The 25,909-nt window shown below is 38.4% G+C and carries 20 protein-coding genes; 8 read left to right on the top strand and 12 right to left on the bottom strand.

The features are described from left to right. Positions 1–22 precede the first annotated feature (22 nt). The 3 genes from P1K33_RS10950 (at position 23) to fsa (ending at position 2,669) form a co-directional block, all read left to right on the top strand. Complete coding sequence (locus P1K33_RS10950; protein ID WP_284653011.1) at positions 23–1,021, top strand: enolase C-terminal domain-like protein; 999 nt, start codon at positions 23–25, stop codon at positions 1,019–1,021. A gap of 108 nt (positions 1,022–1,129) precedes the next feature. Further along, positions 1,130–1,933, top strand: coding sequence for an SDR family oxidoreductase (locus P1K33_RS10945; RefSeq protein WP_284653010.1), 804 nt, complete (start codon positions 1,130–1,132; stop codon positions 1,931–1,933). Positions 1,934–2,012: 79 nt separating this feature from the next. Next, positions 2,013–2,669, top strand: a complete 657-nt coding sequence (gene fsa / locus P1K33_RS10940; RefSeq protein ID WP_284653009.1) for a fructose-6-phosphate aldolase — start codon at positions 2,013–2,015, stop codon at positions 2,667–2,669. 135 nt (positions 2,670–2,804) lie between these two features. Here fsa and P1K33_RS10935 read toward each other — a convergent pair whose 3' ends face one another. Both P1K33_RS10935 and P1K33_RS10930 read right to left on the bottom strand, forming a co-directional pair. Beyond that, positions 2,805–4,214, bottom strand: a complete 1,410-nt coding sequence (locus P1K33_RS10935) for a TlpA family protein disulfide reductase (RefSeq protein WP_284653008.1) — start codon at positions 4,212–4,214, stop codon at positions 2,805–2,807. A 205-nt stretch (positions 4,215–4,419) separates the two neighbouring features. Beyond that, the gene (locus P1K33_RS10930; RefSeq protein WP_284653007.1) at positions 4,420–7,620 is read right to left on the bottom strand and encodes a reprolysin-like metallopeptidase; all 3,201 of its coding nucleotides are present in this window, start codon (positions 7,618–7,620) and stop codon (positions 4,420–4,422) included. 626 nt (positions 7,621–8,246) lie between these two features. Between P1K33_RS10930 and P1K33_RS10925 the strand changes: the two genes are divergently transcribed. Further along, the gene (locus P1K33_RS10925; protein WP_284653006.1) at positions 8,247–9,866 is read left to right on the top strand and encodes an ABC-F family ATP-binding cassette domain-containing protein; all 1,620 of its coding nucleotides are present in this window, start codon (positions 8,247–8,249) and stop codon (positions 9,864–9,866) included. A 35-nt stretch (positions 9,867–9,901) separates the two neighbouring features. On the opposite strand, the gene P1K33_RS10920 is transcribed toward P1K33_RS10925, so the two are convergent. Then, on the bottom strand, positions 9,902–11,947 hold the full coding sequence (locus P1K33_RS10920) for a M48 family metallopeptidase (RefSeq protein WP_284653005.1): 2,046 nt from the start codon (positions 11,945–11,947) through the stop codon (positions 9,902–9,904). Between the two features lie 74 nt (positions 11,948–12,021). On the opposite strand from P1K33_RS10920, the gene P1K33_RS15360 reads away from it, so the two are divergent. Further along, positions 12,022–12,306: a hypothetical protein gene (locus tag P1K33_RS15360; protein ID WP_350028975.1), complete on the top strand. Its 285-nt coding sequence runs from the start codon at positions 12,022–12,024 to the stop codon at positions 12,304–12,306. Positions 12,307–12,312: 6 nt separating this feature from the next. Here the strand turns inward: P1K33_RS15360 and P1K33_RS10915 are convergent, their stop codons facing one another. Both P1K33_RS10915 and P1K33_RS10910 read right to left on the bottom strand, forming a co-directional pair. Continuing rightward, positions 12,313–12,717, bottom strand: a complete 405-nt coding sequence (locus P1K33_RS10915; RefSeq protein WP_284653004.1) for a hypothetical protein — start codon at positions 12,715–12,717, stop codon at positions 12,313–12,315. A gap of 161 nt (positions 12,718–12,878) precedes the next feature. After that, positions 12,879–13,415, bottom strand: a complete 537-nt coding sequence (locus P1K33_RS10910; protein ID WP_284653003.1) for a hypothetical protein — start codon at positions 13,413–13,415, stop codon at positions 12,879–12,881. 594 nt (positions 13,416–14,009) lie between these two features. Here P1K33_RS10910 and pyrR point away from each other — a divergent pair. Next, positions 14,010–14,543 (top strand): bifunctional pyr operon transcriptional regulator/uracil phosphoribosyltransferase PyrR, encoded by a 534-nt coding sequence (gene pyrR / locus P1K33_RS10905; protein ID WP_284653002.1) that lies wholly within the window; start codon positions 14,010–14,012, stop codon positions 14,541–14,543. 30 nt (positions 14,544–14,573) lie between these two features. After that, positions 14,574–15,503, top strand: coding sequence for an aspartate carbamoyltransferase catalytic subunit (locus P1K33_RS10900; RefSeq protein ID WP_284653001.1), 930 nt, complete (start codon positions 14,574–14,576; stop codon positions 15,501–15,503). Positions 15,504–15,533: 30 nt separating this feature from the next. Here the strand turns inward: P1K33_RS10900 and P1K33_RS10895 are convergent, their stop codons facing one another. The 5 genes from P1K33_RS10895 to P1K33_RS10875 all read right to left on the bottom strand — a co-directional run bounded on the left by P1K33_RS10895 (position 15,534) and on the right by P1K33_RS10875 (position 23,834). Then, complete coding sequence (locus P1K33_RS10895; protein ID WP_284653000.1) at positions 15,534–17,753, bottom strand: DUF349 domain-containing protein; 2,220 nt, start codon at positions 17,751–17,753, stop codon at positions 15,534–15,536. A gap of 183 nt (positions 17,754–17,936) precedes the next feature. Continuing rightward, positions 17,937–19,037: an endonuclease gene (locus tag P1K33_RS10890; RefSeq protein ID WP_284652999.1), complete on the bottom strand. Its 1,101-nt coding sequence runs from the start codon at positions 19,035–19,037 to the stop codon at positions 17,937–17,939. A gap of 7 nt (positions 19,038–19,044) precedes the next feature. Then, positions 19,045–20,265 (bottom strand): RsmB/NOP family class I SAM-dependent RNA methyltransferase, encoded by a 1,221-nt coding sequence (locus tag P1K33_RS10885; protein WP_284652998.1) that lies wholly within the window; start codon positions 20,263–20,265, stop codon positions 19,045–19,047. Between the two features lie 134 nt (positions 20,266–20,399). Then, positions 20,400–22,385 carry a KUP/HAK/KT family potassium transporter gene (locus tag P1K33_RS10880; protein WP_284652997.1) on the bottom strand — a complete coding sequence of 662 codons (1,986 nt, stop codon included), beginning with the start codon at positions 22,383–22,385 and terminating at the stop codon, positions 20,400–20,402. A gap of 132 nt (positions 22,386–22,517) precedes the next feature. Next, on the bottom strand, positions 22,518–23,834 hold the full coding sequence (locus P1K33_RS10875) for a hypothetical protein (RefSeq protein WP_284652996.1): 1,317 nt from the start codon (positions 23,832–23,834) through the stop codon (positions 22,518–22,520). Between the two features lie 135 nt (positions 23,835–23,969). Between P1K33_RS10875 and P1K33_RS10870 the strand changes: the two genes are divergently transcribed. Then, a complete protein-coding gene (locus P1K33_RS10870; protein WP_284652995.1) occupies positions 23,970–25,004 on the top strand; it encodes a WD40/YVTN/BNR-like repeat-containing protein in 1,035 nt (344 codons plus the stop codon). Between the two features lie 24 nt (positions 25,005–25,028). On the opposite strand, the gene P1K33_RS10865 is transcribed toward P1K33_RS10870, so the two are convergent. Further along, positions 25,029–25,490, bottom strand: a complete 462-nt coding sequence (locus P1K33_RS10865; RefSeq protein ID WP_284652994.1) for a sensor of ECF-type sigma factor — start codon at positions 25,488–25,490, stop codon at positions 25,029–25,031. A 4-nt stretch (positions 25,491–25,494) separates the two neighbouring features. Then, positions 25,495–25,908, bottom strand: coding sequence for a hypothetical protein (locus P1K33_RS10860; protein ID WP_284652993.1), 414 nt, complete (start codon positions 25,906–25,908; stop codon positions 25,495–25,497). Position 25,909 lies beyond the last annotated feature (1 nt).

Genomic DNA, 25,909 nt, shown 5'->3' with positions numbered 1-25,909 from the left:
GGATTTTTTATTTTTACACGATATGGTTTTATCATGGCAAATAGTAAAGTTCAACCTCAAAGAAATCTTTGCCATTGCCTATGGAAATTACATTTTTAGGGAAGCCTTAATCGTAACTCTTCAAAGTCATGGTGAAAAAGGTTATGGCGAATGTACTTCGATAGATTATTACGATATCAATTTGGCCGAATTTGAAATTATTTTAGCCAAAGTAAAAGCCCAAATTGAAAGCCAAAAAATAGTTCACCCAACTGAGTTTTATACTTTTCTATTGTCTCTGAATCTTCCAAGTTTTTTGCGTTCGGCGTTGGATTGTGCCTATTGGGATTTGTTTGGGAAATTAGAGCAAAAAAACTTTTTGGAACTCAGCCAAATCAATTACAACCAACTCCCCGAATCATCGATTACCATTAGTGTGGATTCAGTCGAAAATCAGGTTAAGAAAATTGAACAATCGGCTTGGTCAAAATTCAAAGTCAAGTGCAATCATTTTAGCGAAAGCGATATTATCAAACTACTTCAATTGAATAAAAGCCTGGCGTTGGATTCCAATGGAAGTTTCACCGCTGAAGAATGTCTTTGGTTGGAGCAAAACGAATTGGTTTCCAAATTCACTTATTTGGAACAACCGATGAAAACAGGAGCGGAGCATTATTCCGTTTTGCATGCTGTTCGGTTTGCCAATTGGATGGCCGATGAAGATTGTCAGGATGCAACGGTTTTGAAAAGTTTGGTGCCGCATTACAAAAGTATCAATATCAAACTGGTCAAATGCGGCGGATTGACACCGGCTTTGGAAATGATTGCGGAAGCGACAAAGTTAGGCTTCAACATCATGATTGGCTGTATGACCGAATCTACGATTGGGATTTCAGCCGGAGCCGTTTTAGCGCCCTTATGTGACTATGCCGATTTGGATGGCGCCAATTTAATTGCCAACGATATCGCCAAAGGAAGCCAGATTGTCAATGGTAAAATTCACTTGAGTGAAAATCACGGATTGGGTATCAAATTAATTTAAAAGCATTTATCTTTATCGATTGAAAAGAATGTAGAATATAGAATATAGAATATAGAGCAAAGATTTTAGTCTATTCTCTATAATCTATTCTCTTTTATCTTTTAAAACATGAGTAAAGTAGTTCTAATCACTGGCGGTTCTTCAGGTATAGGTAAAGCGATCGGTGAGTTTTTATTTCATAAAGGTTTTACCGTTTACGGTACGAGCCGAAACCCTGAGAAAATCACCAATTCGGTATTTCCGTTAATCGCTTTGGATGTTCGCAATGCCGAAAGCATTCAACATGCAGTAGAGAAAGTAATTTCGATTTCCAAGCGTATTGATGTGGTCATCAATAATGCCGGCGTTGGGATTACTGGGCCATTAGAAGAAATTCCGACTGCAGAAATCAAGAATAATTTTGAAACCAATTTCTTTGGTCCGCTTGAAGTCATCAAAGCGGTGTTGCCACAAATGCGCGAGCAAAAATCGGGTTTGATTATCAATATCACTTCTATTGCCGGTTATATGGGATTGCCTTATCGCGGCGTATATTCGGCTTCTAAAGGTGCTTTGGAGATTATTACTGAAGCCATTAGCATGGAAGTGAAATCATTCGGGATTAACGTTGTCAATGTCGCTCCTGGTGATTTTGCCACCAATATTGCCTCGGGAAGATACCACGCGCCGGTGATTTCGGGTTCTGCTTATGAAACACCTTATGGTAATACCTTAAAACAGATGGACGAACATGTGGACAGCGGCAGCAATCCCGATGAAATGGCAATGGCAATTTATCAGATCATCAATGATAAAAATCCAAAACTGCATTATAAAGTCGGCGCGTTTATGCAGAAGTTTTCCATTGTTTTGAAACGAATTTTGCCGGATAGAATTTATGAAAGCATGCTGATGAATCATTATAAACTTTAGTTGTTTAAATTGAATTTGAATATGTAACTTTGCACAAAAATTCAGAAACACAACTTTTTACACATATAAACATTACACTATGAAATTTTTTATTGACACTGCCAACTTAAACGAGATTAGAGAAGCACAATCATTAGGTGTTCTTGATGGCGTTACAACCAATCCGTCGTTGATGGCAAAAGAAGGAATTACAGGAAAAAACAACATCTTAAAACACTACGTTGACATTTGCAACATCGTTGACGGTGACGTGAGTGCGGAAGTAATCGCTGTTGATTATGACGGTATGATTAAAGAAGGTGAAGAATTGGCTGAATTGCACGAGCAAATCGTGGTAAAATTGCCAATGACCAAAGATGGTGTGAGAGCTTGTAAATATTTCTCTGATAAAGGCGTTAAAACCAATGTTACTTTAGTATTCTCTGCAGGTCAGGCAATTTTGGCTGCGAAAGCCGGAGCGACTTATGTATCTCCATTCTTAGGAAGATTGGATGATATTTCTACTGACGGTTTGGCGTTGATTCAGGAGATTCGCGATATTTATGACAACTACGCCTTTGAAACCCAAATCTTAGCGGCTTCGATTCGTCACACGATGCACGTGGTGAACTGTGCTAAAATTGGTGCTGACGTCATGACCGGACCATTGTCATCCATCACAGGATTGTTAAAACATCCTTTGACCGATTTAGGTTTGGCTCAGTTCTTAGCCGATTATGCTAAAGGAAATCAATAATTGAAGAGGCAATTAGCCTTCAGCTATTAGCTTTTAGTAAAATAGTTGAAACATATAAATAAGAATCCCGATTCATTTGAATCGGGATTTTTTAATTTCTTGCTGATAGCTAGTGGCTGTATGTTTTCTTTTTAGCTATTTCAGTTCCTCTTCAAAGTTGGATTCAAAGATGTTGGTAAATGCATTTTTAATCAAACCGTTATTGTCCAGGATTATGGTTCTGTGGATTTTGGTGATTACCCATTTGGCCTTAATGTCTTCAAAATCGGCACAACGCAATTCGGTGATGCTGTCAAATTTATATTTCCTCAGCAATGATTTCCATTCTTCCTGTGTATCATTGATGTTGATGCCTACAAATTGATAATCCGGATGTGCTTTTTGGAAGGCCAATATCTTTTTATGTGCTGCTTCCAAATGGGAAACGGCATTGGCGGTCCAAAAGAAAATGACCGTTTTTTTGTTGGTGAACGATGAAGAGTTTATTTTATTTCCACTTCGGTCTAAAAGGGTTACCTCAGGAAGTTTGTTGCCTGCTTTTAGCAATTGTATGGCATTCCCGATTTTGGTGATTTCGTTTTTCTGACTCTTGTCGGTTGAAAATTTATGGTAAGTAGCCAAAAAGGTTTGGTTGTTTACCATATTTTGATCTTCCAGTAAATAGGTGAAGGCAATGTTGTTGAGTATGGTGTTTTTTACCTTTTCATTTTTGATTAAGGTATCGGCAATATTCATTTTGTTGATGTTGGTTTTCAAAGCCAAATCCACTTCTGAAAAATGATTGTGGTAATTGATGGAACCCATGTTGTTCAGCATGTGTGACAGATACATCACAAAAGGCGAATACGTTGAAAGTGCCACATTATTACAGTCTACATTCTTTCTGAAATTGTAATAATCCGTTGGGATTTTTTCATAGACATCATTTCCGGTTCTGATTTTATGAACCATTGGATACAATTCCCTTCTGGAATAATAAGGAAAATCCAAAGCTGCTTTCGCATAATTATCAAATTCATCGCTCCATTTGAGTTCCTCTTTTTTGGCAGTGTAAAACTTAGTGGCTACCTGATAGGAAGAGTCAATGGTTTTGGTAAACTTATCAATATCAGAATCGTAGGCAGAAAATAAATTGTTTTTGTCTTTCTCATTTTTCAGGTATTGTTCCATCAGAAAGTTGTTTTTCTGATCACCACGTCCACAGAAAACAACAGAATTATCAAAATCCCGGGTATTCACACGCACCATCAGGCTGTCATTCTTATCAAAATAAACATATTGGTATTCCGGTTCGTGTTTGAAAGTATATAAACCGGGCGGCAAAGAATCAAACTGCATAAAGAAGCGGTTGTTTTTGTCCAGCTTGATGGAATCTATTACTTCATTGTCTTTGCAGAAAAGCACATACTGGCTGTTTGGATTGACAATCTCTCCGCCAAAATAAGCGACATAATCACTTCCTTTAAATTCGTTTTTACACGAGCTTAAAAGCGTAATAAAAGGGATAAGTAAAGCAAAAACTTTTAAATTTCTGTAATTGTGCATTGAATAGAAACTAGTAAACAAAAATATTCAGATGATTTGGATTTTACTGTTAACCATTAGTTAAATAAACGATTAGTCAATTGGTTGGCAACTCCTGCTTTTACAGTCGCAAAGCCAATATTAATCAGTGTGGATTTCAGAATAAAATTATTCTTAATAGAAAACCTCACAGTGATGTGAGGTTTTTGCAATCAAGCGGTTTCAACTATTGTTTAATAAATTGTTTGGTTGTTCTGCTGTCACCATCCATGATTTCTATTATATAATTACCGGGTTTCAGGGAACTTACATTGACAGCATCATTTTCAATTTTGTTGTTGGCTATTTCTTGTCCTAACAGATTGTAAATTCTGAAGGTCGCCGGATTTTCAAGATTGGATATGTTTAATACTTCTCCTTTAACCGGATTTGGATATATTTTTACAGCCGGTTTGCTGACGATGGTTTCCTCTTCAAATCTTCCGGTGGCTGTTATAATCACGGTATAATCTTCAACTTCTCCATAAGTGAAAATTTCACAGGCTGTTGCCAATGCATTGTTTTTCATCGAAACTCTCATTCGGGTTGCTCCTTGAAGCGCATTTGAAGGAACGCTTATGCTTCCGCTGAAAGGGGTTGTTTTTGTTTTCGACTGATTGATTACCAGTTCGCCGGCATCTGAAAAATCATTATCCTGATTAAAATCAATCCATACACTGTAAGCTTCGGCATAAGATGGACTTGATTTAGTTGCCGTTATGGTAATGTTATTGTTGGAATTCAAAGCTAAATTGGTGGTTAAAGCCGTAAAATTTCCATAGCCGTTATTGTTGCCCGAAAGATTATTGATTGTACCAATTTGCACTCGATTTATATATTCTTTGGCAGTACTATTACCTCTTGAAGCACAATAAGAAATCACATTTGAAAGCGTTGTGATACTAACCAAATTACTCGAAGACGAATTTCCAACAGCATCTTTAGCTCTGACATAATAACTATAGTTAGTGGCCGGATTTAGACCGCTAACAGCATAAGAAGTTGCTGTGCTAGAACCGATAAACTGACTGTTTTTATAAATATCATAACCCGTAACCCCAATATTATCTGTAGCTGTTGTCCAAGAAAGATTGGTCGATGTGGCAGTTGTTCCGTAAGCAGTAAGTGTTGGCGATGTTGGCGAACTAGTGTCGGCTGCTGAAAGTGTCATTATATTGACAGTATTGCTCGCAACAGATCTATTTCCGGCGGCATCTTTAGCGATTACATAAAAGCTGTAATTTGTTGCCGATGATAAACCACTTATGGTATAGGCCGTATTAGTTGTCGAAGCTTTTAATACGCCATTTTGATAGAGGTCATAACCGGTTACACCTACATTATCTGAAGCCGACCAATAAAGATTGGTTGATGAAACCGTAGTTCCGGATGCCGAAAGTGTCGCCATAATCGGTAGTGTAATATCCGCTACCGTAGTTCCGGCAGCAATAATAAAATTAGTATTGGATACATCAAAGAAAATATGGTTGTTTCCTTTAATCATGATTCTGTTGGTATTTCCTGCGATATTCGGAATCACAACATTTTGTGTTCCATCATTTGGCGTTGCTGACAATAGGGTAGCAGCAAAAGTTTGTCCTCCGTCTGTTGATAATAGGATATCGACATTGGCACAATTTACGCCGTTAGTTGTAGTTCCTGCAACATTCCAAGTGATGGTTTGTGTACTTCCTCCGGAATAAGTCACTGCCGAATTAGGAGAGTTCACGGTAAATGGCCCGGCAGTTCCGTTTACCGTAACGATAACATCATCACTGTTGTTGGATGGTCCGCCGGCTCTGTTATCGCGAACCGTCAAACGGAAGTTCAAAGTTCGGGCTACATTGGGCAATACTTCCCATGGAATTTCAGTTCCTGCCGTAGTGTTTAATCCACTTAAAACAGTTGCCATTCTTGGGAAATATCTCGTTGGCGAAGTGGTTGAAACATAAGATCTAAAAATCGGGCCTGAAGTAGCTGTTGTACTAGGTATGGTCGTAATCGAAGTACCTAAATCCATTTCTTCCCAGTTGTAAGTCAGCATATCTCCGTTGGCATCACTAGCATTTCCGTTAAGCATAAATGGCGTTCCTTTTGGAATCGTATAATCCAATCCTGCGTTAACTATCGGCACATTATTTCCGGTGGATGTTAAAATGTAAGCCACTTTATTTTTAACATTATTGGTCACTTGCTGAATGCTTATCGCATGAAAATAAGGATCAGAATGACGCTGAACGTCTTTGGTGGTAATACCGGCATAACTCATAATGGTAGAACCGCTTCCGGGTTCCATTTGAGTTCCGGTTCCCGATTCGGTAACGTGTGAATAGGTATGATTAGCGCCCAATTGATGACCAATTTCATGAGCCACATAATCGATATCAAAATTATCTCCTGCTGGAATACCGCTCGAAGGCGAAGTATACCCTTTTCCTTTGGAACCATTCACACAAATGCAACCGATACAGCCTGCATTTCCACCACCACCGGTTCCGCCCAATAAATGACCAATGTCATAATTGGCTTCGCCAATAACCGAAGTTAAAGTAGATTGCAGTTGAGAATTCCAACTCGACATACCGGTATAATCAGCATAAGGATCAGTAGTAGGCGATGTATAAATTACATTAGCATTGTTGGCAATAAGCACCAAACGCAAACCAAAATCAGTTTCAAAGATGGCGTTAACTCTTGTTAAAGTATTGTTCATTCCGGCTAAAGCTAATGCTTTGGTTCCGCCAAAATAAGCCGCATATTCTCCGGTACAAGACAAAGCCAATCTGAAAGTTCTCAATTTAGCATCATCAGCATTTGGTCTTGCCATTAGTTCTGAATCTCCAATATCACTGACTGCTTCATTGATAATTTTGCATTCTATTCTACTCAATGAATTGGTGTAATCTGATTTTTGGTAAACGGTATAAGTAGATAAATCGGTAGTTAAAGGTTCGATAAAAACAACCGGTTTTCCAGGATGTAAGCTCATCGATTTGAACCCTAAAGGCGAAAAACTGAAATACACTCGAGCAGTCGGATTGTCAACACCAATCGCTACATAGGATTTGATTTCAGGATAATTGGCGGCTAATTCGGCATCCATAACCGGATTTTCATACACCCTGAAGTTTTCAAAAACACCATCTGCATTGGGTAATGAAATTAAAGTGTTTGAGTTACCGGCATTTGCCAATCTCTTTGGCGAGGTAACCAAGAGTTCTTGTAATGCCGTTAAGTCTAAATCGTATAGTTTTTTTTCGGGTAAGTTTGCATTGTTGGACTTTTGTTTTGTTTGCATTCCTGCATTTACTTTCCACATTGTTTTGCTTTTTTGAGCAAGTGCAAAACAACTGAATGTCAACAAGATAATTGAGAGCCATCTTTTCATAATAACAAGTGTTTAGTGTGTTTGATAAAATCGAAAGCGTATGCGATAATGTGCTTGGTAAACCGTCAAAATGCATCTTTTAACATCTATACTAGATAAAAGACTACATAATAATTTTTGCAAATAAAAGGTAATAGGCAGTTTTAGAAAAAAACTACAGTGTTGGATTGGGTAAACAATGCGGTAAAAGGCGTGGAAAAATGATTTGGGTAATCTTACGGTGGCGAAAGTACCATATGCATTCAAACAGACCTTGTTTTCGGGCTTTTATTTTTCAACAAAGGGTGTTAAAGTTTTTTCAAATTTTTAAATGTAACACTTTACGCACCAAATGATTAAATGCTCATCCCAATGGTGACTTGAGTTTCAAAAGTATGGTATAGGAAAAGTAATATTAACTTGTAAATTGTCAATTTCATCGACTAATTGCATTCTTTTTAAAATGATGTAGTGTATTTAGTACGCTTTCTAAATTTGCCGCTATTTTCTATAATTTGTTCAATCCCATTGCGTTTTGGAAACTAACTTGCTAAAAAAAAAAGCGAAAGCTAAAATTGTCATTCCCAACTTGATTGGGAAGTGAACACTATTCACTACTTTTGCACAAAATTTTATAAAACTACAATATGCTTACAGTTTCTAATTTATCGGTTCAATTTGGTAAAAGAATTTTATTCGACGAAGTAAATACCACGTTCACCCAAGGCAATTGCTATGGTGTGATTGGTGCCAATGGTGCCGGAAAATCTACTTTCCTTAAAATTTTAGCCGGTGATATCGACCCAACTTCAGGAAGAGTTTTTCTTGAGCCGGGCAAACGTATGTCGGTTTTGAACCAAAATCACAACATGTTCGATGAGCATACCGTGTTGGAAACCGTGATGATGGGGAACAAAGTATTGTTTGCCGTAAAATCAGAAATGGATGCTTTGTATGCTGATTATGATGATAAAAATGCGGATAGAATAGGCGAGTTGCAAGTGCAGTTTGAAGAAATGAACGGTTGGAATGCAGAATCTGATGCCGGTGCCATGTTGTCGAATTTAGGAATTACTGCCGATCAACATTATACTTTGATGAGTGAAATGGAAGGAAAGATGAAAGTTCGTGTGCTTTTGGCACAGGCGCTTTTCGGAAACCCTGATGTGTTGGTCATGGATGAGCCTACGAATGACCTGGATTTTGAAACAATTTCCTGGTTGGAGAATTTCCTGGCCAATTATGACAATACCGTAATTGTGGTGTCTCACGACCGTCACTTTTTAGACGCAGTTTGTACACATATTTCGGATATCGATTTCTCTAAAATCAACCACTATTCCGGAAACTATACTTTCTGGTATGAGTCAAGTCAGTTAGCGGCACGTCAAAAAGCGCAGCAAAATAAGAAAGCGGAAGAGAAGAAAGCCGAGTTGGAAGAATTCATCCGTCGTTTTAGTGCGAACGTGGCGAAGTCTAAACAAGCGACTTCCCGTAAAAAGATGATTGAAAAATTAAACCTTGACGAAATCAAACCGTCAAGCCGTAGATATCCAGCGATTATATTTGATGTAGAAAGAGAAGCCGGAGACCAAATCCTTCACGTTCAAAACTTAGCCGCTTCAGTAGATGGCGAAGTATTGTTTAAGAACGTCGATTTGAACATGGCCAAAGGCGATAAAGTAGTCGTGTTCTCGAAAGATTCACGTGCGACAACCGCTTTCTATGAAATCCTGAACGGTAACCAAAAAGCCGATGCCGGAACTTTTGACTGGGGAATTACCACGACGCAATCGTATTTGCCTAATGACAACAGTTCGTTCTTTACCGATGGCAGTTTGAATTTAGTAGATTGGTTACGCCAATTTGTAAAAACCGAAGAAGAGCGCGATGAAGTATATGTTCGTGGATTCTTAGGGAAAATGATTTTCTCTGGTGAAGAAGCCTTGAAAAAATGTACGGTATTATCCGGAGGTGAAAAAGTGCGTTGTATGTTATCGCGCATGATGATGATTCGTGCCAATGTATTGATGCTCGACGAACCAACGAATCACTTGGATTTGGAATCGATTACGGCATTCAACAACTCCTTGAAAAACTTTAAAGGTTCTGTATTGTTCACTACGCATGACCACGAGTTTGCACAAACTGTGGCCAACAGAGTGTTAGAAATTACACCAAACGGCGTTATCGACCGTTATATGACATTCGATGAATACCTGGATGACGAAAAGATTCAGGAAATGAGAAAGAAGATGTATTCTTAAATATATAAAAACTCCCGCCTTAAGCGGGAGTTTTTTTATACCAATGTGGCTTGGAAATCCAATATTTCCTTATGGTTTAAAAAGTAACTTCTTTGCAGGATAAAGAGATAGAGATGGATGATGTTATTTTTGATGCCAATGGCTTCATCGTCATATTTCCTGCCATCAAAATAAACCAAATCCTTTTCCAGATATGCATCACATTCTTTCTTCATATCGGGTGTTATCGCTTTCTGATAGCGTTCATCTTCCTGAATCGCTTTCAGCTGTTCTTTGAATCTTGATTCGAGTACAGCATAATTTTTCATTCGGTTATTGATGTCCTCAATCTGATGCTGTTCATAAGCAAAAGAAAATTTCTCAAACATGTCTACATAAAGTTGGGCCTTTGTCTCGTGTTCGCTGTCTACGCTAAAAAAGTCCTTATAGCGTTTCACCAGTTTTTCAGCAACACCTTTCTGCTGCGCTTTGCCATAAAAATATTTGAATATCTCAATGTCATTCAGATGCAGTTTCTCTTTGTTCTCGGCGATGTCTTTATCCAGATTGTCTGCCAATGATTTAGCTGCAGACGATTTGTATTTATTGCCGTCATAGTCAAATGTTTTGATCTTAAATTCTTTTCCGGCAATTTGTTTCAATACTGCTAAATCGTTGTTCTGCGCCGTTTTGCTATGCGCCAATTCAACAATATCATTGTTGTACAACTCGTCAAAAGTCAATGCTGTATTTGGGTTTTCCAAAATTTTATCCAAATCCATCGCGTCCATAGTGTGGTTGTCATAATAGCCATTGTATAAATCGGGATATTTATTTTCCTGGTATTCCTTTTGGATTGACGTTTCAAACTGATTGATTTCTTCGTCTAAAGGCGTTTCCGGATAGACTACGGTTTCAAACATCTTTTTGGTGATTTTCTGTTGAATCTCACTGATGTTTTTGAATAGCGTATTGGCCGGTCGGTTGTCTATGTTACTCAGGTTGATGCTCAGGGTTTTAAACGCATTGACCCTTTCCTCTGTCGACGGATGCGAAGCCCATTGGTTTTTGATGACCAACTTTGATTTGTTGAATCTTTCATAATAGCCGCTTTCAACCCGTGGTAAATTATCAACGATATCGATTTTGCTATTGCCGGCAAAGAAATTAGTCGCCAAAAGATGCTGTGGATATATGTTGGATGTCGTGATGGATTCGTTGATTTTACCATTGTAATAATTAATCACCCGGTCAAAGGAATTGGACGTCAAATCCATTCTGAGCATCGAATTGATCATCGGTTCAGAGCCTACGACATTAGCCGCAATTTCATCGGCATGGAACTCCATTTCACGGGATAATCCCATATAACTCAGGTTCACGACTTTATACATCATTTGCAACAAAGACTGTATCAATCTGTTGAATCCGACAGCGACATACAATAAGATAGCAAAATAACCGCTTTTGCTCGCCCAGGATGAAATGGCGTTGTGGTAATCGTCATTTTCATAAAGCAGGTTGTAAATGACCCTGTTTACGTTATAAACATAGCTGCCGACTTTCATTGTCTTTTGTGAAAAGTGGCCAAACTCATGGGCCAAAATGCCTCTGAGTTCTGTTACGGTAGTTGTGTTGACCAAACCCATACCGATGTGCAGGTTTTTTTTGATTGGGAAAAACATGCTCCAAAAACTGGAATCATAGAATACGGAAGCATTGACATCAGGTGATAAGTATATTTTTTTAGGGAAATCGGTGCCAATTTCATCCACAAGATCCTGAATCATTTTATACAATTCGGGTTCGTCATGAATATTGATTTCGGTCAGATGGGAATAATCGCTTTTGTTTTTGGTAAATAAAAATTTGACCATAAAATAAAAGATAAAGAAGCCAACGCCAACAAGACCAATCCCGAGCATTAAGGTGACAAAAGAAGGCGCAGCCGTGACCATTATAAAAGCCAAATAAGCACAACCCGCGAAAATCCCAATGGCTAAGCCAAACAGCAGCAGATAAACAATGATAAACAGAACAATAGAAAATATGGCCCTATAGGTTTGTGACTTGAATTCGGGAGAGATTTTAACGGCTGACATAAATAGTATTTTGGTCTTCCAAAAATATCAGAATTATGTTAATCTAAAAATTTATTTTGAAATAATTCCTACTTGTGGTTTTGTCATGCTCCAAAACTCTTGGCAGGTGCTCCAAAACTCTTAGCGGGTGCTCCAACGCTCTTAGCGGGTGCTTCAACACTCTTAGCGGGTGCTCCAACACTCTTAGCGGGTCCTCTAACGCTCTTAGCGGGTGCTTCAACACTCTTTGCGGGTGCTTGAACACTCTTGGCGGGTACTCCAACACTCTTGGCGGGTGCTCCAAAACTCTTAGCGGGTCCTCTAACGCTCTTAGCGGGTGCTTCAACACTCTTAGCAGGTGCTCCAAACCGCTGTTGTAAGCAGTTTTAATCTGCTCTAATAATCATTGGTTCAGATTCCGCTATCACGCTCACGCAATCATTGATTCCACTCACTAAATATTCATTATGATTATCTCCATGGTGTTGGGCTAAGAAACCAGCGCGTAATTTTTCCAATTCAAACCAGCCACCACTTTCAACTCTCCAAATCCAACGTGGAACTCTGACATCTTTATCCCAGAACTCCAAAAGATTTCCTTCGTCCAATACTCTAAATCCAATCACATTTTTAAAAATAACATAGATTGGGCTTTCAATATCATCAAAACCTAAAGTTATTTTCAAAGTCCATAAATCATAGGTTATATTATAGATTTCAGGATTAGCACCCGGAATTTCATTTTGTAATTCGACGACTTTTGGCTTTAATAATTTCTGAATGTCTTTCATTTAAGTATATGTTATCAAGATTGCTTATAACGTTCCGCGGCTTGGGCTGTTGTGGTCAAAGCGAGCGGAGTTTATTCCGGTTAAGCTTTGTGCCGCAACGTGATGGAAAGATATGAAATTTATGCAAACTAACAATGGCGCCAAACCGCTGTTAGCGGTAGTTATTTTGAACTATTTTTCTCTTCAAACGAATTGAAAAACTTTTCTATTTCTGAATTGTTATCATTCTGTTTTATAGTATATACTATTAAGCCATAATATTTGTTACTAACAATATAACTTCTCATGTTAGCTATAATTTTATCGTCGTTGATTGACATTTTCACTGCTCGTCCAGAATGTGAACTATAATTTATTGTTTTTTCTGAAATAAGCGTTGCTTTATGATTTCTGACAGAACCATTTATTGCAGCGTCGAGTGCAGTTTTTTGCTCTTCTGTGGTTAAGTTTCCTTTGGAATTAGGTAAATCATTTATCGACATGAAATATCTTAAATTCTTTTCATCAACACTTTGCGCTTTATAAATTAATGTTTTTACTTTAATTTCTCCAGCTAATGTTTGCATTGTTTTATCTTCTTCGGTTGGTTTTTCAGGAAAAGAAATTTTGAAATTCTCTGAATTATAAATATACCAATCAGTTATAGAATTAAAACTTAGTAATGATAGTGTGAGTAATAATAAAAATGTCTTTTTCATTGATTGTTTCTGTATGTTCTGAATAATTATTGCCAACTTAAAAATAGAAGCAAGTCATCCACTCACAACTATTTACTATCATAAAAATAACAAAAATATTTAATCAGAAACACTTTACTTTTCAACATAAAACCGCCCTCATAGAATTGGCGTAGCAAAACAACGAAAAATCGAGCGGCAGTAATCCACGAGATGAGCAAAGCGAACGGCTTGGGTTACGGAGCGAGATTTGAGGTAGTTTTCAAGCTAAGACTATACAGGCTTGATTTTTTTGGTTACTTTTTTCATCAAGGAAAAAAGTAATGAGAATTTAATTGTTCATTTTCTTTAGCTTCGCTCCGTTCGCCCTTCGGACTCGGGTGCTTGTCCAAAGAAAACGAACCAAAAGAAAGGACACTTTTACGAGGTGTTTCCGATAAATCGGAACCGATTTTAAAATCCTAAAATTGCTACAAGGATTCGCAATTTCTTAACGAATTTTAAAATCTACACTGCGTAAAAGGAGCTTTCTAACGATATCATCTAAATATCGACGTAAAATTTTCCTAAATAATCCACTACGATTCTTATCTTTGTATCCCAAACAACACTACCATGAGTCAAAAAGTATTGCTCACTTCCAAAGAAGTCAATATCATACTCCATCGTTTGGCTTGTCAGTTAATCGAAAACCACCTCGATTTTTCCAACACCGTTTTAATAGGTATACAACCACGCGGCAGCTATCTCGCCAGTCGTATCAAGGCTATTTTGGAAAACGATTACCAAATCGCAGCCGTGCAGCTAGGTTTCTTAGACATCACTTTTTTTCGTGATGATTTCCGCCGCGGCGAAAAACAGTTGGAAGCCAACAAAACGCAAATCGATTTTTTGGTAGAAGACAAAAAAGTGGTTTTTATTGACGATGTGCTATTCACCGGAAGAAGTATCAATGCGGCCTTAACCGCCGTTCAATCCTTTGGAAGACCATCAGAAGTGGAACTTTTGGTACTCATCGACCGAAGATTCAGCCGTCATTTGCCGATACAACCCGATTACCGCGGTCGTCAGGTAGATGTGATTAATGATGAAAAAGTAATCGTATCCTGGAAAGAAAAGGATGGAGAAGATGCGGTTTATTTAGTATAACATAACAACACAATACACAACAACATAAAAATGTCCGAACTGTCAGTCAATCATTTACTAGGGATTAAATACCTGCAAAAGCAAGACATCGACTTGATTTTTGAGACGGCAGATCATTTCAAGGAAGTGATTAACCGCCCGATTAAGAAAGTGCCTTCGCTGCGCGACATTACCATTGCCAACATCTTTTTTGAAAACAGTACGCGTACGAAACTCTCTTTTGAGTTGGCCCAAAAAAGACTGTCAGCCGATGTAATCAGTTTTTCGGCAGCACAATCTTCGGTCAAAAAAGGAGAAACGCTGATTGATACCGTAAACAATATCCTGTCGATGAAAGTGGATATGGTGGTGATGCGTCACGCCAATCCGGGTGCGGCTTACTTCCTGTCACAAAATGTAAAAGCCAGCATCATCAACGCCGGTGACGGCGCACACGAGCACCCAACACAAGGTTTGCTCGACAGTTATTCCATCAGGGAAAGACTGGGCGGAGTAGGCGGCAAGAAAGTGGTCATCGTAGGTGATATTCTGCACTCAAGAGTGGCGCTGTCTAACATTTACGCTTTGCAAATGCAGGGCGCCGAAGTCAAAGTGTGCGGACCAAAAACCTTAATTCCAAAATACATCGAAAGTTTGGGTGTAACAGTAGAACCTAATCTGAAAAAAGCACTGGAATGGTGCGATGTAGCCAATATGCTTCGCGTGCAGAATGAAAGAATGGATGTGAATTATTTCCCGTCAACACGGGAATATGCCCAGCAATATGGAGTAGACAAAGCCTTGCTGAATTCGCTCAACAAAGAAATCATCATCATGCATCCCGGGCCAATCAACCGCGGTGTCGAAATCACTTCGGATGTTGCCGACTCACAACAATCAGTCATCTTAGACCAAGTTGAAAACGGAGTAGCCATCAGAATGGCGGTGATTTATCTCTTAGCTTCTAAAATACAGCAATAAAAAAAGCCTCGATATTTCGAGGCTTTTTTGTTATTCCGTTTTGATACTTCTGAGTTGTTTCAGCTTGTCTTTTAAGGTCGCTAATTCTTCTTTTTTGAAGTCGATGTTTTTCTTTACTTCTTTTACCATCGGGTTGTCGGCTTTCGCATTGGCAAAGAACTGGATGTTGTTCTCCAATTGGAAAATTTCGCCCTGTACTTCATCAATCTTACGCATGATGAATATTTTTTCGTTGTCCAATTTACGGGTATCTGAATTCGCCAAATGGTCTAACTTATTGGCATAACGCGCCATTTCGTTGTCTTTTTTGCTCAGGCTTAATTTCTCGAATAAGGCATCCAGGATTTTGTTGAATTTCCCTTCGATATGACGACGCGCAAATGGCACTTTGCCAAAGCTTTTCCACGTTTCGATATGGGCTTTGATGGCATCCAAATCGGTTTTGTGGTCACCAATCAATTCAAAAGCCCTCAAGGTTTCCAAGTATGCTTTTTTCTTTTCAAAAGCTTCTACTTCTTCGCTATTGGCTTCGTTCTTTTGCTCTTTTAATTTCTCAAAATACGCATTACAAGCGGCTCTGAAATCGGCCCAAAGTTTATCTGAGAATTTTCTCGGTACGTGGCCGATGGTTTTCCACTCTTCCTGAATTTGTTTCATCAATGGCGTAGTGGCAGCAAAATCGGTACTTTCCTTAAGTTCATTGGCTTTAGCCACCAAGGCTTGCTTTTTGGAAAGGTTATCGTTTTGGTCTTTTTTAATGTCTTTGTAAAAAGAATTTTTCAGCACATTGAAGCTTCTTACCGCGTTTTTAAACTGTGTCCAGATATCTTCGTTTACTTCTGAAGGCACTTTTCCGGCAGCAAAGAATTGACTTCTCAACGCTTCTACTTTCTCGATTTGGCCTAGCCAGGCAGCATGAGAGTTCACTTTCTCCTGTGCTAAAACTTCAATCTGTGCAATGATTTCTTTTTTCTTCTCTAAATTGGCCGTTTCCACTTCGCGAAGTTGTTCGTATAAACTTTCGCGTTTGTCGTGCATTTGTTTGGTCAATTCACTGAAACGGTTCCAGATTTCCTCACGTTGGTCACGGGAAACCGGGCCGATATCTTCTTTCCAGATGCGGTGTAAATCCTGTAATTCACGGAAAGCCTTGTTGATGTCTTCTTCGTGAACCAATTCTTCTACACGGGCAATGATTTTTTGTTTTTGTTCTAGATTGTGTTTGAAATCCAAATCACGCGCTTCTCTGTCTAAGTGTAAAAAGTCGTAGAAGTTTTCTACGTGGAAATGGTAATTGTTCCAAACGTGGTTGTATTTGTCTTTTGGAATCGGACCTGCATTTTTCCAGCGCTCTCTGATATCGTTGAATTGTTTTAACGAAGTGGAGATGCTTTCCTGAGAATTGATCAACTGTTTTAACTCTTCAACAATGGCCAGGCGATTGTCTAAATTGGCTTTCAGATTGTTCTGTAAGCTTTTGAAGTGTACGTTTTTCTTATCCCGGTATTGGGTGTATAATTGGTCAAATTTTACCTTAAGTGGAAAATGATAATGGAAATCTTCTGTAGTATCCGGATTTTCAGCGTGGAATTCGTCTTTTTTCTCATCGATAAAATGATGGTATTTAGACAGGAAAGCTTTTTTCAGTTCTTCAACATGGTCTTTAACCGACATCACTTTTTCCACCACAACCAAATCACTCAATTCATCAACCAATTGTTCCATGGTCAAGGTATCGTAATCCAACATTGGGATGTCGTGACGCTCTTTTAAGGATTCGTCTTCACCTTCTTCGGCATTGACTTCCTGAATCGCATTCATTACAGAATCGTGTGCAGTTTCTTCCACAATAGGCGTGTCATCGGCTACTTCTTCTGCAGTCAGTTCTACCAAATCGTCAGGAGCTTCTTCTTCAGCAACTTCTTCTACAATTGCATCTTCTACCGTTTCTTCCACCAATGCTTCTCTTTCAGCCGCCAGTTCGATTTCGTCTTCTGTAAGTTCTTCCGTTAAAACGGCAACTTCTACTACAGGTTCATGAGTTGGTTCTTCGGTTTCAGCAACTTCTTCAGTGGCCTCAACTTCTTCATCTTCAGTTACAGGAGCTTCAATTTCAACAACTTCAACTTCCTCCTGAACTTCTTCAGAGGCTTCGATAGTTTCCTGATTTTCAGTAGTAGTTACTTCCGGTGATTCGTTTACTACATTTCCATCTGCATCCTGCAGGTTATCATTCTTTTCTTCTAACATTTTTATAAATGTTTTAAGGGTTACACATTAAGAAGGCGAAAGATAGTAAAGATGCTTTAAAGTTCAAAGAAATTCAGCCTTTTCTATGCTTTTTTATCTTAATTAGATTCATTTGGCTTAGCCAAAAACAAAAAAAACGCCGTTGGATTCCAACAGCGTTTCTTATATTTTTAGAACTAAATTTTAGTTTATCAGAACTTTTTTAGTCACCGAATTGTTATTGCTTGACAATTTTATAAAGTAAAAACCTTTTGGTAAATTACTTAGGGTATAAGTATTGTTTTCCAATGTTGGTCTTTTAATTTGTTGCAAAACCTGACCGTTGATAGTCATGATTTCTATTTCGTCCAAAGCCACTGGCGATTCAATATTAACAACGTCATTGGAAGGGTTTGGATAAATGGAAACCGTGTTTAAGGTTTCAAATCCTTCATTAGCCAACAAACTTCCCCAAATCTGCATCGCATATTCCGGATGGTCAATGTATGGATTTCTATTGTTTTGACGTGCATAAATAGCATTGTTACGATCTATTTCCCTTTGGCTTACAGGGTCATTATTGTTCCAGGTTAAAAGTACATTGATGGCCTGAGAAGTAAACACCTGATTGCTGGTTCCGTTGAACATAGGATAACTCCATCCGGCTACTAAATCTTCATATCGGGTAGCGAAATAAAGTAACATACGGGCAATATCACCTTTGAATTCATTGATGGGTTCGAATACTGTTCCGGTATATCCGGCAGAATAACCCGAATTTAAATTAGAACCTCTTTTGGAACCATTGGAATAAGTATTGTTGGCGACATTAACCCTGCTAAAAGGAAAATCACCGCGTTGTGCATTTACATATTTGTCTGAAGGCACTACAAAATGCGCGTCAGAATACATAGGCGTTGCCGAACCAAAAACCGATTGCGGTACCAAATGTTCTCTGTTGTATCTTTCACATTCCGCATTTCCTAAGGTTCCGTCGTCTTGTAAGCCACCGCCGTAAACATATTCACATTCTGAACTGGTTGGGTTTTCAGTATACATGTCCAACATGGTTCCATTATTTTCATAATAGCTGTCAATATCAGAAGTTTGATAAGTGACATACAAGCCCGAATACGTTCTATCCGTATGGTCATTGATGATGTTGAACAACTGTGTTTTTAAGGTATAACCTGTTCCCGTAGCGGTGTTATAATATCCGGGTGGAATAGTAGTCACCGATTCGGTTTGTTGAGCAAAACCAACAAGCGCAATACTTAAAAATAAAAAGGTAAAGATTTTCTTCATTTTGTTTTTATATTTCTTTTTTTCGTTCTAATAAGGCCATGTAAAATCCGTCAAATCCGCTGTCTTGTGCCAAAATTTTAGAATCTTTTACAAAGGTAAATGATTTCCCGATTTCGGTCGTTAAGAAATGCTTAATTTGTTCCTGATTCTCAGAGGGTAAGACCGAGCAAGTGGCATAAACCAGTTTGCCTCCGGGCTTTACAATTTTGGAATAATTTTCCAAAACTTCGGCTTGTACTTTTCTGATATTGTCTATGAATTCAGGTTGCAGTTTCCATTTTGCATCAGGGTTTCTTTTTAAAACGCCTAATCCGCTGCATGGTGCATCAATCAAAACCCTGTCGGCTTTTTCATGAAGTTTTTTGATCACTTTGGTTGTGTCAATAATGCGGTATTCTATATTGAAAGCGCCGTTTCTTTTGGCTCTTAATTTTAATTGTTTGAGTTTGCTCTCATACAAATCCATGGCAATCAATTGCCCTTTGTTTTGCATCAACGAAGCCATGTGCAATGTTTTGCCACCGGCACCGGCGCAAGTGTCTACGACTCTCATTCCAGGTTGTACATCAAGGAAGGCGGCTACCAACTGAGAAGAAGCATCCTGTACTTCAAACAAACCTTCTTTGAAGGCATCGGTTAAGAATACATTGGCTCTTTCCTTCAAAACCAAAGCATCGGGCTGGTCTTTTAAAAATTCCGTTTCGATGTTTAAGTCCATTAAGATGGCACGTAATTGTTCTTTGGTTGTTTTCAAAGTGTTTACGCGAAGAATCACCTGTGCTTGTTTGTTTTGCGCAGCAATTTCTTTGGTCCAAATGTCTTCTCCCAATTCTTTTACGCCCAGTTCGTCCATCCAATCGGGAATAGACTCACGCATTTTTCTGATTTTGGATAACTCATCAAAACGGCCTTTGATTTTGCGTTCCGGTGTTCCTTCCAATTGTCTCCAATCGGGAATTGGATAACCACGTAATACGGCCCAAACGGCAAACATGCGCCATAACTGGTCACGGTCAAAAGGTTCTTTTACGCCCGCAATTTCCATATATAGTCTTTTCCAACGGACAATTTCGTAGATGGTTTCGGCCACAAATTTACGGTCGGAACTTCCCCAACGTTTGTCTTTTTTTAAGGCACGAGCCACAACTTTATCGGCATATTCACCTTCGTTAAAGATGGCGTTTAAGGAGTCAATGGTGGTATAAACTAAATTTCTGTGTAATCGCATGTTGTAAAAAAATAAGCGTGCAAAGATATTCCTTTTTTGTTATTTAAGCTTAAAATTAACAAGCTAAATACAAAAGGGTTATAAAGTCAAATAAATGATAGGAGTGAAGCCTCAGATTTGATTTGAGGAATCAATTACAACAGCGTTCTGTCGCCTTCAATTCTGCGCATTTCGATTTTTTCCGGTGCGTGTAGAACCAATGGGAATTGCTCAATTTTCACTGAACTGCTATCCAAACCAAACCCTTTTTCTTCAGACAAACTCCATTTTTTCATCATGAAATAGGTGTTCATTACAATTTTCTCAAAGAAGGTCAAATCACTGTCATTGGACAGGAATTTTTCGGAAAGCACAAATTTGAAGTCACCAATAATGTGGTTTTTACTCAATGATTCATATCGGCTGGTAATATCCACTTCGCCGCGTTCCACCATTTCCTTAATAACTTGTTTGAACATCAGGTTAATTTTGGTAGGTTCACGGAAACCAAGATAGAAATCGATACGATAGATGTCATCCTTAATGATTTCGGTTACGCGGTATTCTTTTTTGTATGGTTCACTCAAAACATTTACGTGGATGAACCAATACAAGTCGGCACGTTTCGGACGTTTTTGAAGAATGGAGTACATTACTTTTTCTTCAATTTCGTCGCTGCGGTTGGAGTTGGTCATATATACCAAATGCGTAGCGTATTTTGGAATCGAAAGGTCAACGCTCAATTCGGCCAATACCTTTTTATAATCGTCAATTTTGACAATTTTGGTGTAATTTTTACTAATCTGTTTGGCCAAATACCAGGTCGCCATCACGCCAATTAATGCCGAAGCAATTAACAATGTTACAAATCCGCCGTGAATGAATTTTGGTAAAATGGCTGCCAGGAAGCTAAATTCAATGACTAAGTAAGCTGTAATGATTGCACCGATGATATACCATTTTACTCTTTTCATGATTAAATAAAAATTCAATAAAATGGTGGTCATAATCATGCAAAGTACAATGGCCAAACCATAGGCATGCTCCATCGCGCTTGATTTTTCAAAATACCAAACGATACCGATACAGCCCAAAAGCAAGAGCCAGTTGATTGATGGAATATACAATTGTCCTTTTAATTCCGTTGGATATTTGATTTTTACTTTTGGCCAAAAATTCAGCCTCATGGCTTCGTTAATCAAAGTAAATGATCCACTGATTAAGGCTTGTGATGCAATTACTGCGGCAAGTGTTGCAATTACTACTCCAATAGGCTGGAACCAATCTGACATGATTAAATAGAAAGGATTCCCATCTTTTCCTCCCAATTGTTCCAAAGTCTGGCCTTCATGGCCTATTAAATAAGCACCTTGGCCAAAGTAGTTGAGTAAAAGCATGGATTTTACAAAAATCCAACTGATTCTGATGTTTTTTCGGCCACAGTGTCCCATGTCTGAATACAAAGCTTCTGCTCCGGTAGTACAAAGAAAAACAGCACCTAACACAAAGAAACCTTCCGGATGAATCAGTAATAATTCGTAAGCATAATAAGGATTAATAGCATTGAAAACCGATAGGTCATCCATGATTTGGATGGTTCCTAAAATACCCAACATGGAGAACCAAATCAGCATCATAGGGGCAAAAAATTTCCCAACCAATTTGGAACCAAATTGTTGAATGGTAAAAAGGATTATCAAAATACCAATCACTATCAATTGAATGGTTCGGGTTTCCATCGCATAGAAAGTATTGATACCTTCAACCGCCGCCGAAACGGAAATAGGAGGTGTAATAATTCCATCAGCCAATAAAGCACTACCACCGATAATAGCCGGAACGATGAGCCATTTTATTTTGGTTCGTTTAACCAGGGCAAACAATGCAAAAATTCCACCTTCACCATGATTATCGGCACTTAAGGTTATAAGTACATACTTGAAAGTGGTTTGCATGGTCAACGTCCAGAAAACACAAGAAATTCCGCCGAGCACAATATCTCTCGAAATCTCGTGAGTGCCAAGTATGGCTTTCATTACATAGAGTGGTGAAGTACCGATATCTCCATAAATTATTCCTAATGCTACTAACAATCCGCCTACGGATAATTTGCTATGGAGATTACTGTTATGCGAACTCATAATGAAAAATTAAAGACTGCAAATTTATATCTTTTTGAATTATATGATTATGTAATAGCCAATTATTTTTAAAAACAAAAGACATCGCCATGGCGATGTCTTTTTCCAAACAACAAAACTATATATACAAACTTAACTTCTTCTGTTTCCTGAATTACCTCTTTGGTTTGATCCTTGTCCACCGCCTGAGTTACCTCTTGGGCTCGACATTTCTCTTTGTCCGCCTGAGTTTCCTCTCGGACTTGTCATGGCTCTTTGCCCACCGGAATTGCCTCTTGGGCTTGACATTTCTCTTTGTCCTCCGGCATTTCCTCTTGGTTCAGCCGCACGTGGAGATTGTCCTTGATTGGCGTAACTTCTGCTATTGCCTCTTGGTTCTACCGAACGCGGTGATTCACTTCTTTGATTAGAATTTCCTCTTGGCGCTTCATAACTTCTGGTGTTACCGTTTGAAGTTGCAGCTCTTGGTGATTCATTTCTATTGTTTCCGTTTCCTCTTGGAGACTCATAACTTCTGGTGTTGCCGTTTGAAGTTGCAGCTCTTGGTGATTCATTTCTATTGTTTCCGTTTCCTCTTGGAGACTCATAACTTCTAGTGTTACCGTTTCCTCTTGGAGATTCACTTCTCGTATTAGCATTTGCTCTTGTATTACTTCTAGGGCTGTTGCTGGCCAATTCACGAGTACCAACAGTTCTGATATTTCTGTTTTGGTCTAACTCACGACGGTTGGCATAACCTGTATTTCTAACTTGGAAAGAACGATTCGGGTAACGAACTTCATATGCATTTCCTCTTCTTCCACCTCTGTAATATCCATTATAAGCCACTTCACATCTTCTGTAGTTTACGTAGTTGTAGTGGTGGTTAAAGTTGATGGTGATACCAATATGGTTTCTGTATCGGAATATTGGACATGGTGACCAAGCGTAGTAATAACTTGGGTAGTATCCCCAATACCATGAAGAATAATAAGGTCTGTAACTACCAACCCAAAAAGAAGCATAAATTACAGGTGTATAAGAATAAACCGGCTCGTAAATGTAATTCGGGCCATACATATAAACGTCACCAACTACTTGAACCTGAACTTTGTTATATCGGTCACGTTCTACTTCCACAGTGGCAACGTCCTGAAATGTATCACGACCTAAAACCGATTGGATGACAATCAAGTGCGCATTTCCTTCAACGGTTTCAATCACACGTAAATAATCCACTTGATTGTCTTCATTTAAATCCAAATTGGAAATTTGAGCTTGTGGATCATTTAACCTTCTTTCAAAATCGGCCAAATCTCTGGAATCTCCAAAAATAGAAGCAACGGCTCTTAAATCAAGGTTATCACTGATTTCAGAATTATAGGCTGAAACCGTAGTCCTGTCTTGGGCAAAAAGGGTAGTAATGCTCATTAAGGACAAAACTGATAATGTTATAATTTTAGTTTTCATAATATAATTTTTTAATGTGGAATAGTTTTGATAGTCAATAACCAATTACTGTGCCACAGGATTTTTTTAATTGTTTTTAACTAAATCTTAACTGACTTAAAATTTGTATATTCGCTTAAAATCCCAGTGTTTACAATGAAAAAGCCATTTTTATTTTTTGTCATTTTTTTTCTTGGTTTGGTTGCCCAATCCAATTCACAATCTTTTCAATCGATAAAAATTGATACTGTTTTTAACGATGAAATCAGCATCAGGGCATTGACTATTTTTGGGGACAAAGTTTATTTCGCAGGAAATAAAAAAAAGGTAGGTTATATATCCATTTCCGATAAGCAAAAAACTGAAATAGTCAATAATTCATTATCTGATGAATGCAGAAGTCTGGCTGTGAATGGTGAAAATGTTTTTGTCTTGTCTATCAATAATCCGGCGAGATTATACAAGTTTTCCAAAAGTTTAGAGGATTTAACGTTGGTTTACCAAGAAAGCCACGAAAAAGTATTCTATGACAGCATGCAGTTTTGGAATGAAAAGGAAGGCATCGCCATTGGAGATCCAACAAATGATTGTTTGTCTATTATTATTACCCGTGATGGTGGCAATATCTGGAGAAAAACCGACTGCGATAATTTACCCGAAATAGCAGATGGTGAAGCGGCCTTTGCCGCGAGTAATACCAATATTGTCCTCAAGGGAAATCACGTTTGGATTGTTTCCGGTGGTAAAAGAGCCAGGGTTTTTCATTCACCCAACAAAGGTAAAACCTGGGAAGTTTTTGAAACACCTATCGTTCAGGGCGAAGCGATGACCGGTATTTTTAGTGCCGATTTTTATGATGAAAAGATTGGATTTATTGTAGGCGGTAATTATGAAAAACCAGCGTTAAACTCCCAAAACAAAGCCATCACCACCGATGGAGGCAAAACCTGGAACTTGATAGCAGATAACTCAGGATTCGGGTATGCTTCCTGTGTGCAGTTTGTGCCCAAGTCAAACGGAAAAGGAATTGTTTCAGTAGGCGCGAGCGGTTTGCAGTATTCTGCTGATGGCGGAAATACCTGGAAGCAACTCTCAACCGATGCCACATTATATACGATAAGATTTCTAGACGAAGACACGGCTTTTGCTGCCGGGAGAAATAAGATTGTCAAAATTGAATTCAAAAAATAAGAGAGCCATTCGACTCTATTTATTTTATTTTCTCAGTTTTTTATCACGGTATTGTTGCAACAACTTTCGATTGAATCCTTCTTCGGCTTTTTTGAGTTTCAGGATTTTGAGTGGCGAAATTACCCCTTTTAAACTGGCTACAAACTTTTTCTTGGCCTGATACAATTCATCTTCGCTGCTTTCCATTTGGGCCAATAGGGTTGATGCTTCTTTTTCGGATAGATTGTCAAATGATTCATCATCGATTCGGTCGAGATAGCCTTTGAGTTTTTGCTTTCTGATTTCTTGTTGCTTTTCTTCAAAAGCGTTATACAATGGCCAGAATTTTGCCGCTTCATCTGAAGTCAGGGACAATTCATTGGTGATATAAGCCACTTTCATAGCCTTAATTTGCTCTTTCTTTTCTCTCAATAAACGTCCGCCTTGCGCAAAGGTATTTATGGAAACGAGCATGATGATTGCGATAAGTATTTTATTGTTTCTCATATCATTAGTCTGTAATGTATTGTTCTAAATCGAAGTTGTTGATCAATATGTCTTCCACTTCTTCGTCCTGAAGGTTTAATTCCAACTTCATTTTTTCCAAGTCTTCTGTTTCCAATAAAGAAGCTATTTCTTCGTTGGAAATCGTCGCATTATTATTTATATAATCTTCTAAGGCTATGGCATCAACTTCTTCCGAATTACCATAAAGGTTATTGTAAACCGGAATCGATAACAGCATAACAGCTACAGCAGCTGCGGCGTAATACCAAGTTCTATTTCTACTGAAAATAGAAATCACTTTCGGCGCTGAATTTGGAAGTTGGTTCAGAACCTGGTCTGCAAACGTATCAAAGTAGCCTTCAGGCATTGTAAATCCTGAGGTAACCTTGGGTTCGTTATCTAATTTAAATGGTTTCATA

Origin of the sequence: Flavobacterium terrisoli, assembly GCF_030167905.1 — a bacterium.
GTDB classification, from domain to species: Bacteria; Bacteroidota; Bacteroidia; order Flavobacteriales; family Flavobacteriaceae; genus Flavobacterium; species Flavobacterium terrisoli.
This window is presented reverse-complemented; position numbering and strand designations above follow the sequence as displayed.

What these genes read in the sequence shown, in the direction of transcription:
- P1K33_RS10935 (WP_284653008.1), bottom strand. Translation starts at nt 4,214, where the DNA reads ATGCACAATTACAGAAATTTAAAAGTTTTTGCTTTACTTATCCCTTTT.
- P1K33_RS10925 (WP_284653006.1), top strand. Translation starts at nt 8,247, where the DNA reads ATGCTTACAGTTTCTAATTTATCGGTTCAATTTGGTAAAAGAATTTTA.
- P1K33_RS10950 (WP_284653011.1), top strand. Translation starts at nt 23, where the DNA reads ATGGTTTTATCATGGCAAATAGTAAAGTTCAACCTCAAAGAAATCTTT.
- P1K33_RS10910 (WP_284653003.1), bottom strand. Translation starts at nt 13,415, where the DNA reads ATGAAAAAGACATTTTTATTATTACTCACACTATCATTACTAAGTTTT.
- P1K33_RS10875 (WP_284652996.1), bottom strand. Translation starts at nt 23,834, where the DNA reads ATGAAAACTAAAATTATAACATTATCAGTTTTGTCCTTAATGAGCATT.
- pyrR (WP_284653002.1), top strand. Translation starts at nt 14,010, where the DNA reads ATGAGTCAAAAAGTATTGCTCACTTCCAAAGAAGTCAATATCATACTC.
- P1K33_RS10880 (WP_284652997.1), bottom strand. Translation starts at nt 22,385, where the DNA reads ATGAGTTCGCATAACAGTAATCTCCATAGCAAATTATCCGTAGGCGGA.
- P1K33_RS10945 (WP_284653010.1), top strand. Translation starts at nt 1,130, where the DNA reads ATGAGTAAAGTAGTTCTAATCACTGGCGGTTCTTCAGGTATAGGTAAA.
- P1K33_RS10900 (WP_284653001.1), top strand. Translation starts at nt 14,574, where the DNA reads ATGTCCGAACTGTCAGTCAATCATTTACTAGGGATTAAATACCTGCAA.
- fsa (WP_284653009.1), top strand. Translation starts at nt 2,013, where the DNA reads ATGAAATTTTTTATTGACACTGCCAACTTAAACGAGATTAGAGAAGCA.
- P1K33_RS10885 (WP_284652998.1), bottom strand. Translation starts at nt 20,265, where the DNA reads ATGCGATTACACAGAAATTTAGTTTATACCACCATTGACTCCTTAAAC.
- P1K33_RS10865 (WP_284652994.1), bottom strand. Translation starts at nt 25,490, where the DNA reads ATGAGAAACAATAAAATACTTATCGCAATCATCATGCTCGTTTCCATA.
- P1K33_RS10930 (WP_284653007.1), bottom strand. Translation starts at nt 7,620, where the DNA reads ATGAAAAGATGGCTCTCAATTATCTTGTTGACATTCAGTTGTTTTGCA.
- P1K33_RS10870 (WP_284652995.1), top strand. Translation starts at nt 23,970, where the DNA reads ATGAAAAAGCCATTTTTATTTTTTGTCATTTTTTTTCTTGGTTTGGTT.
- P1K33_RS10890 (WP_284652999.1), bottom strand. Translation starts at nt 19,037, where the DNA reads ATGAAGAAAATCTTTACCTTTTTATTTTTAAGTATTGCGCTTGTTGGT.
- P1K33_RS10860 (WP_284652993.1), bottom strand. Translation starts at nt 25,908, where the DNA reads ATGAAACCATTTAAATTAGATAACGAACCCAAGGTTACCTCAGGATTT.
- P1K33_RS10915 (WP_284653004.1), bottom strand. Translation starts at nt 12,717, where the DNA reads ATGAAAGACATTCAGAAATTATTAAAGCCAAAAGTCGTCGAATTACAA.
- P1K33_RS10895 (WP_284653000.1), bottom strand. Translation starts at nt 17,753, where the DNA reads ATGTTAGAAGAAAAGAATGATAACCTGCAGGATGCAGATGGAAATGTA.
- P1K33_RS10920 (WP_284653005.1), bottom strand. Translation starts at nt 11,947, where the DNA reads ATGTCAGCCGTTAAAATCTCTCCCGAATTCAAGTCACAAACCTATAGG.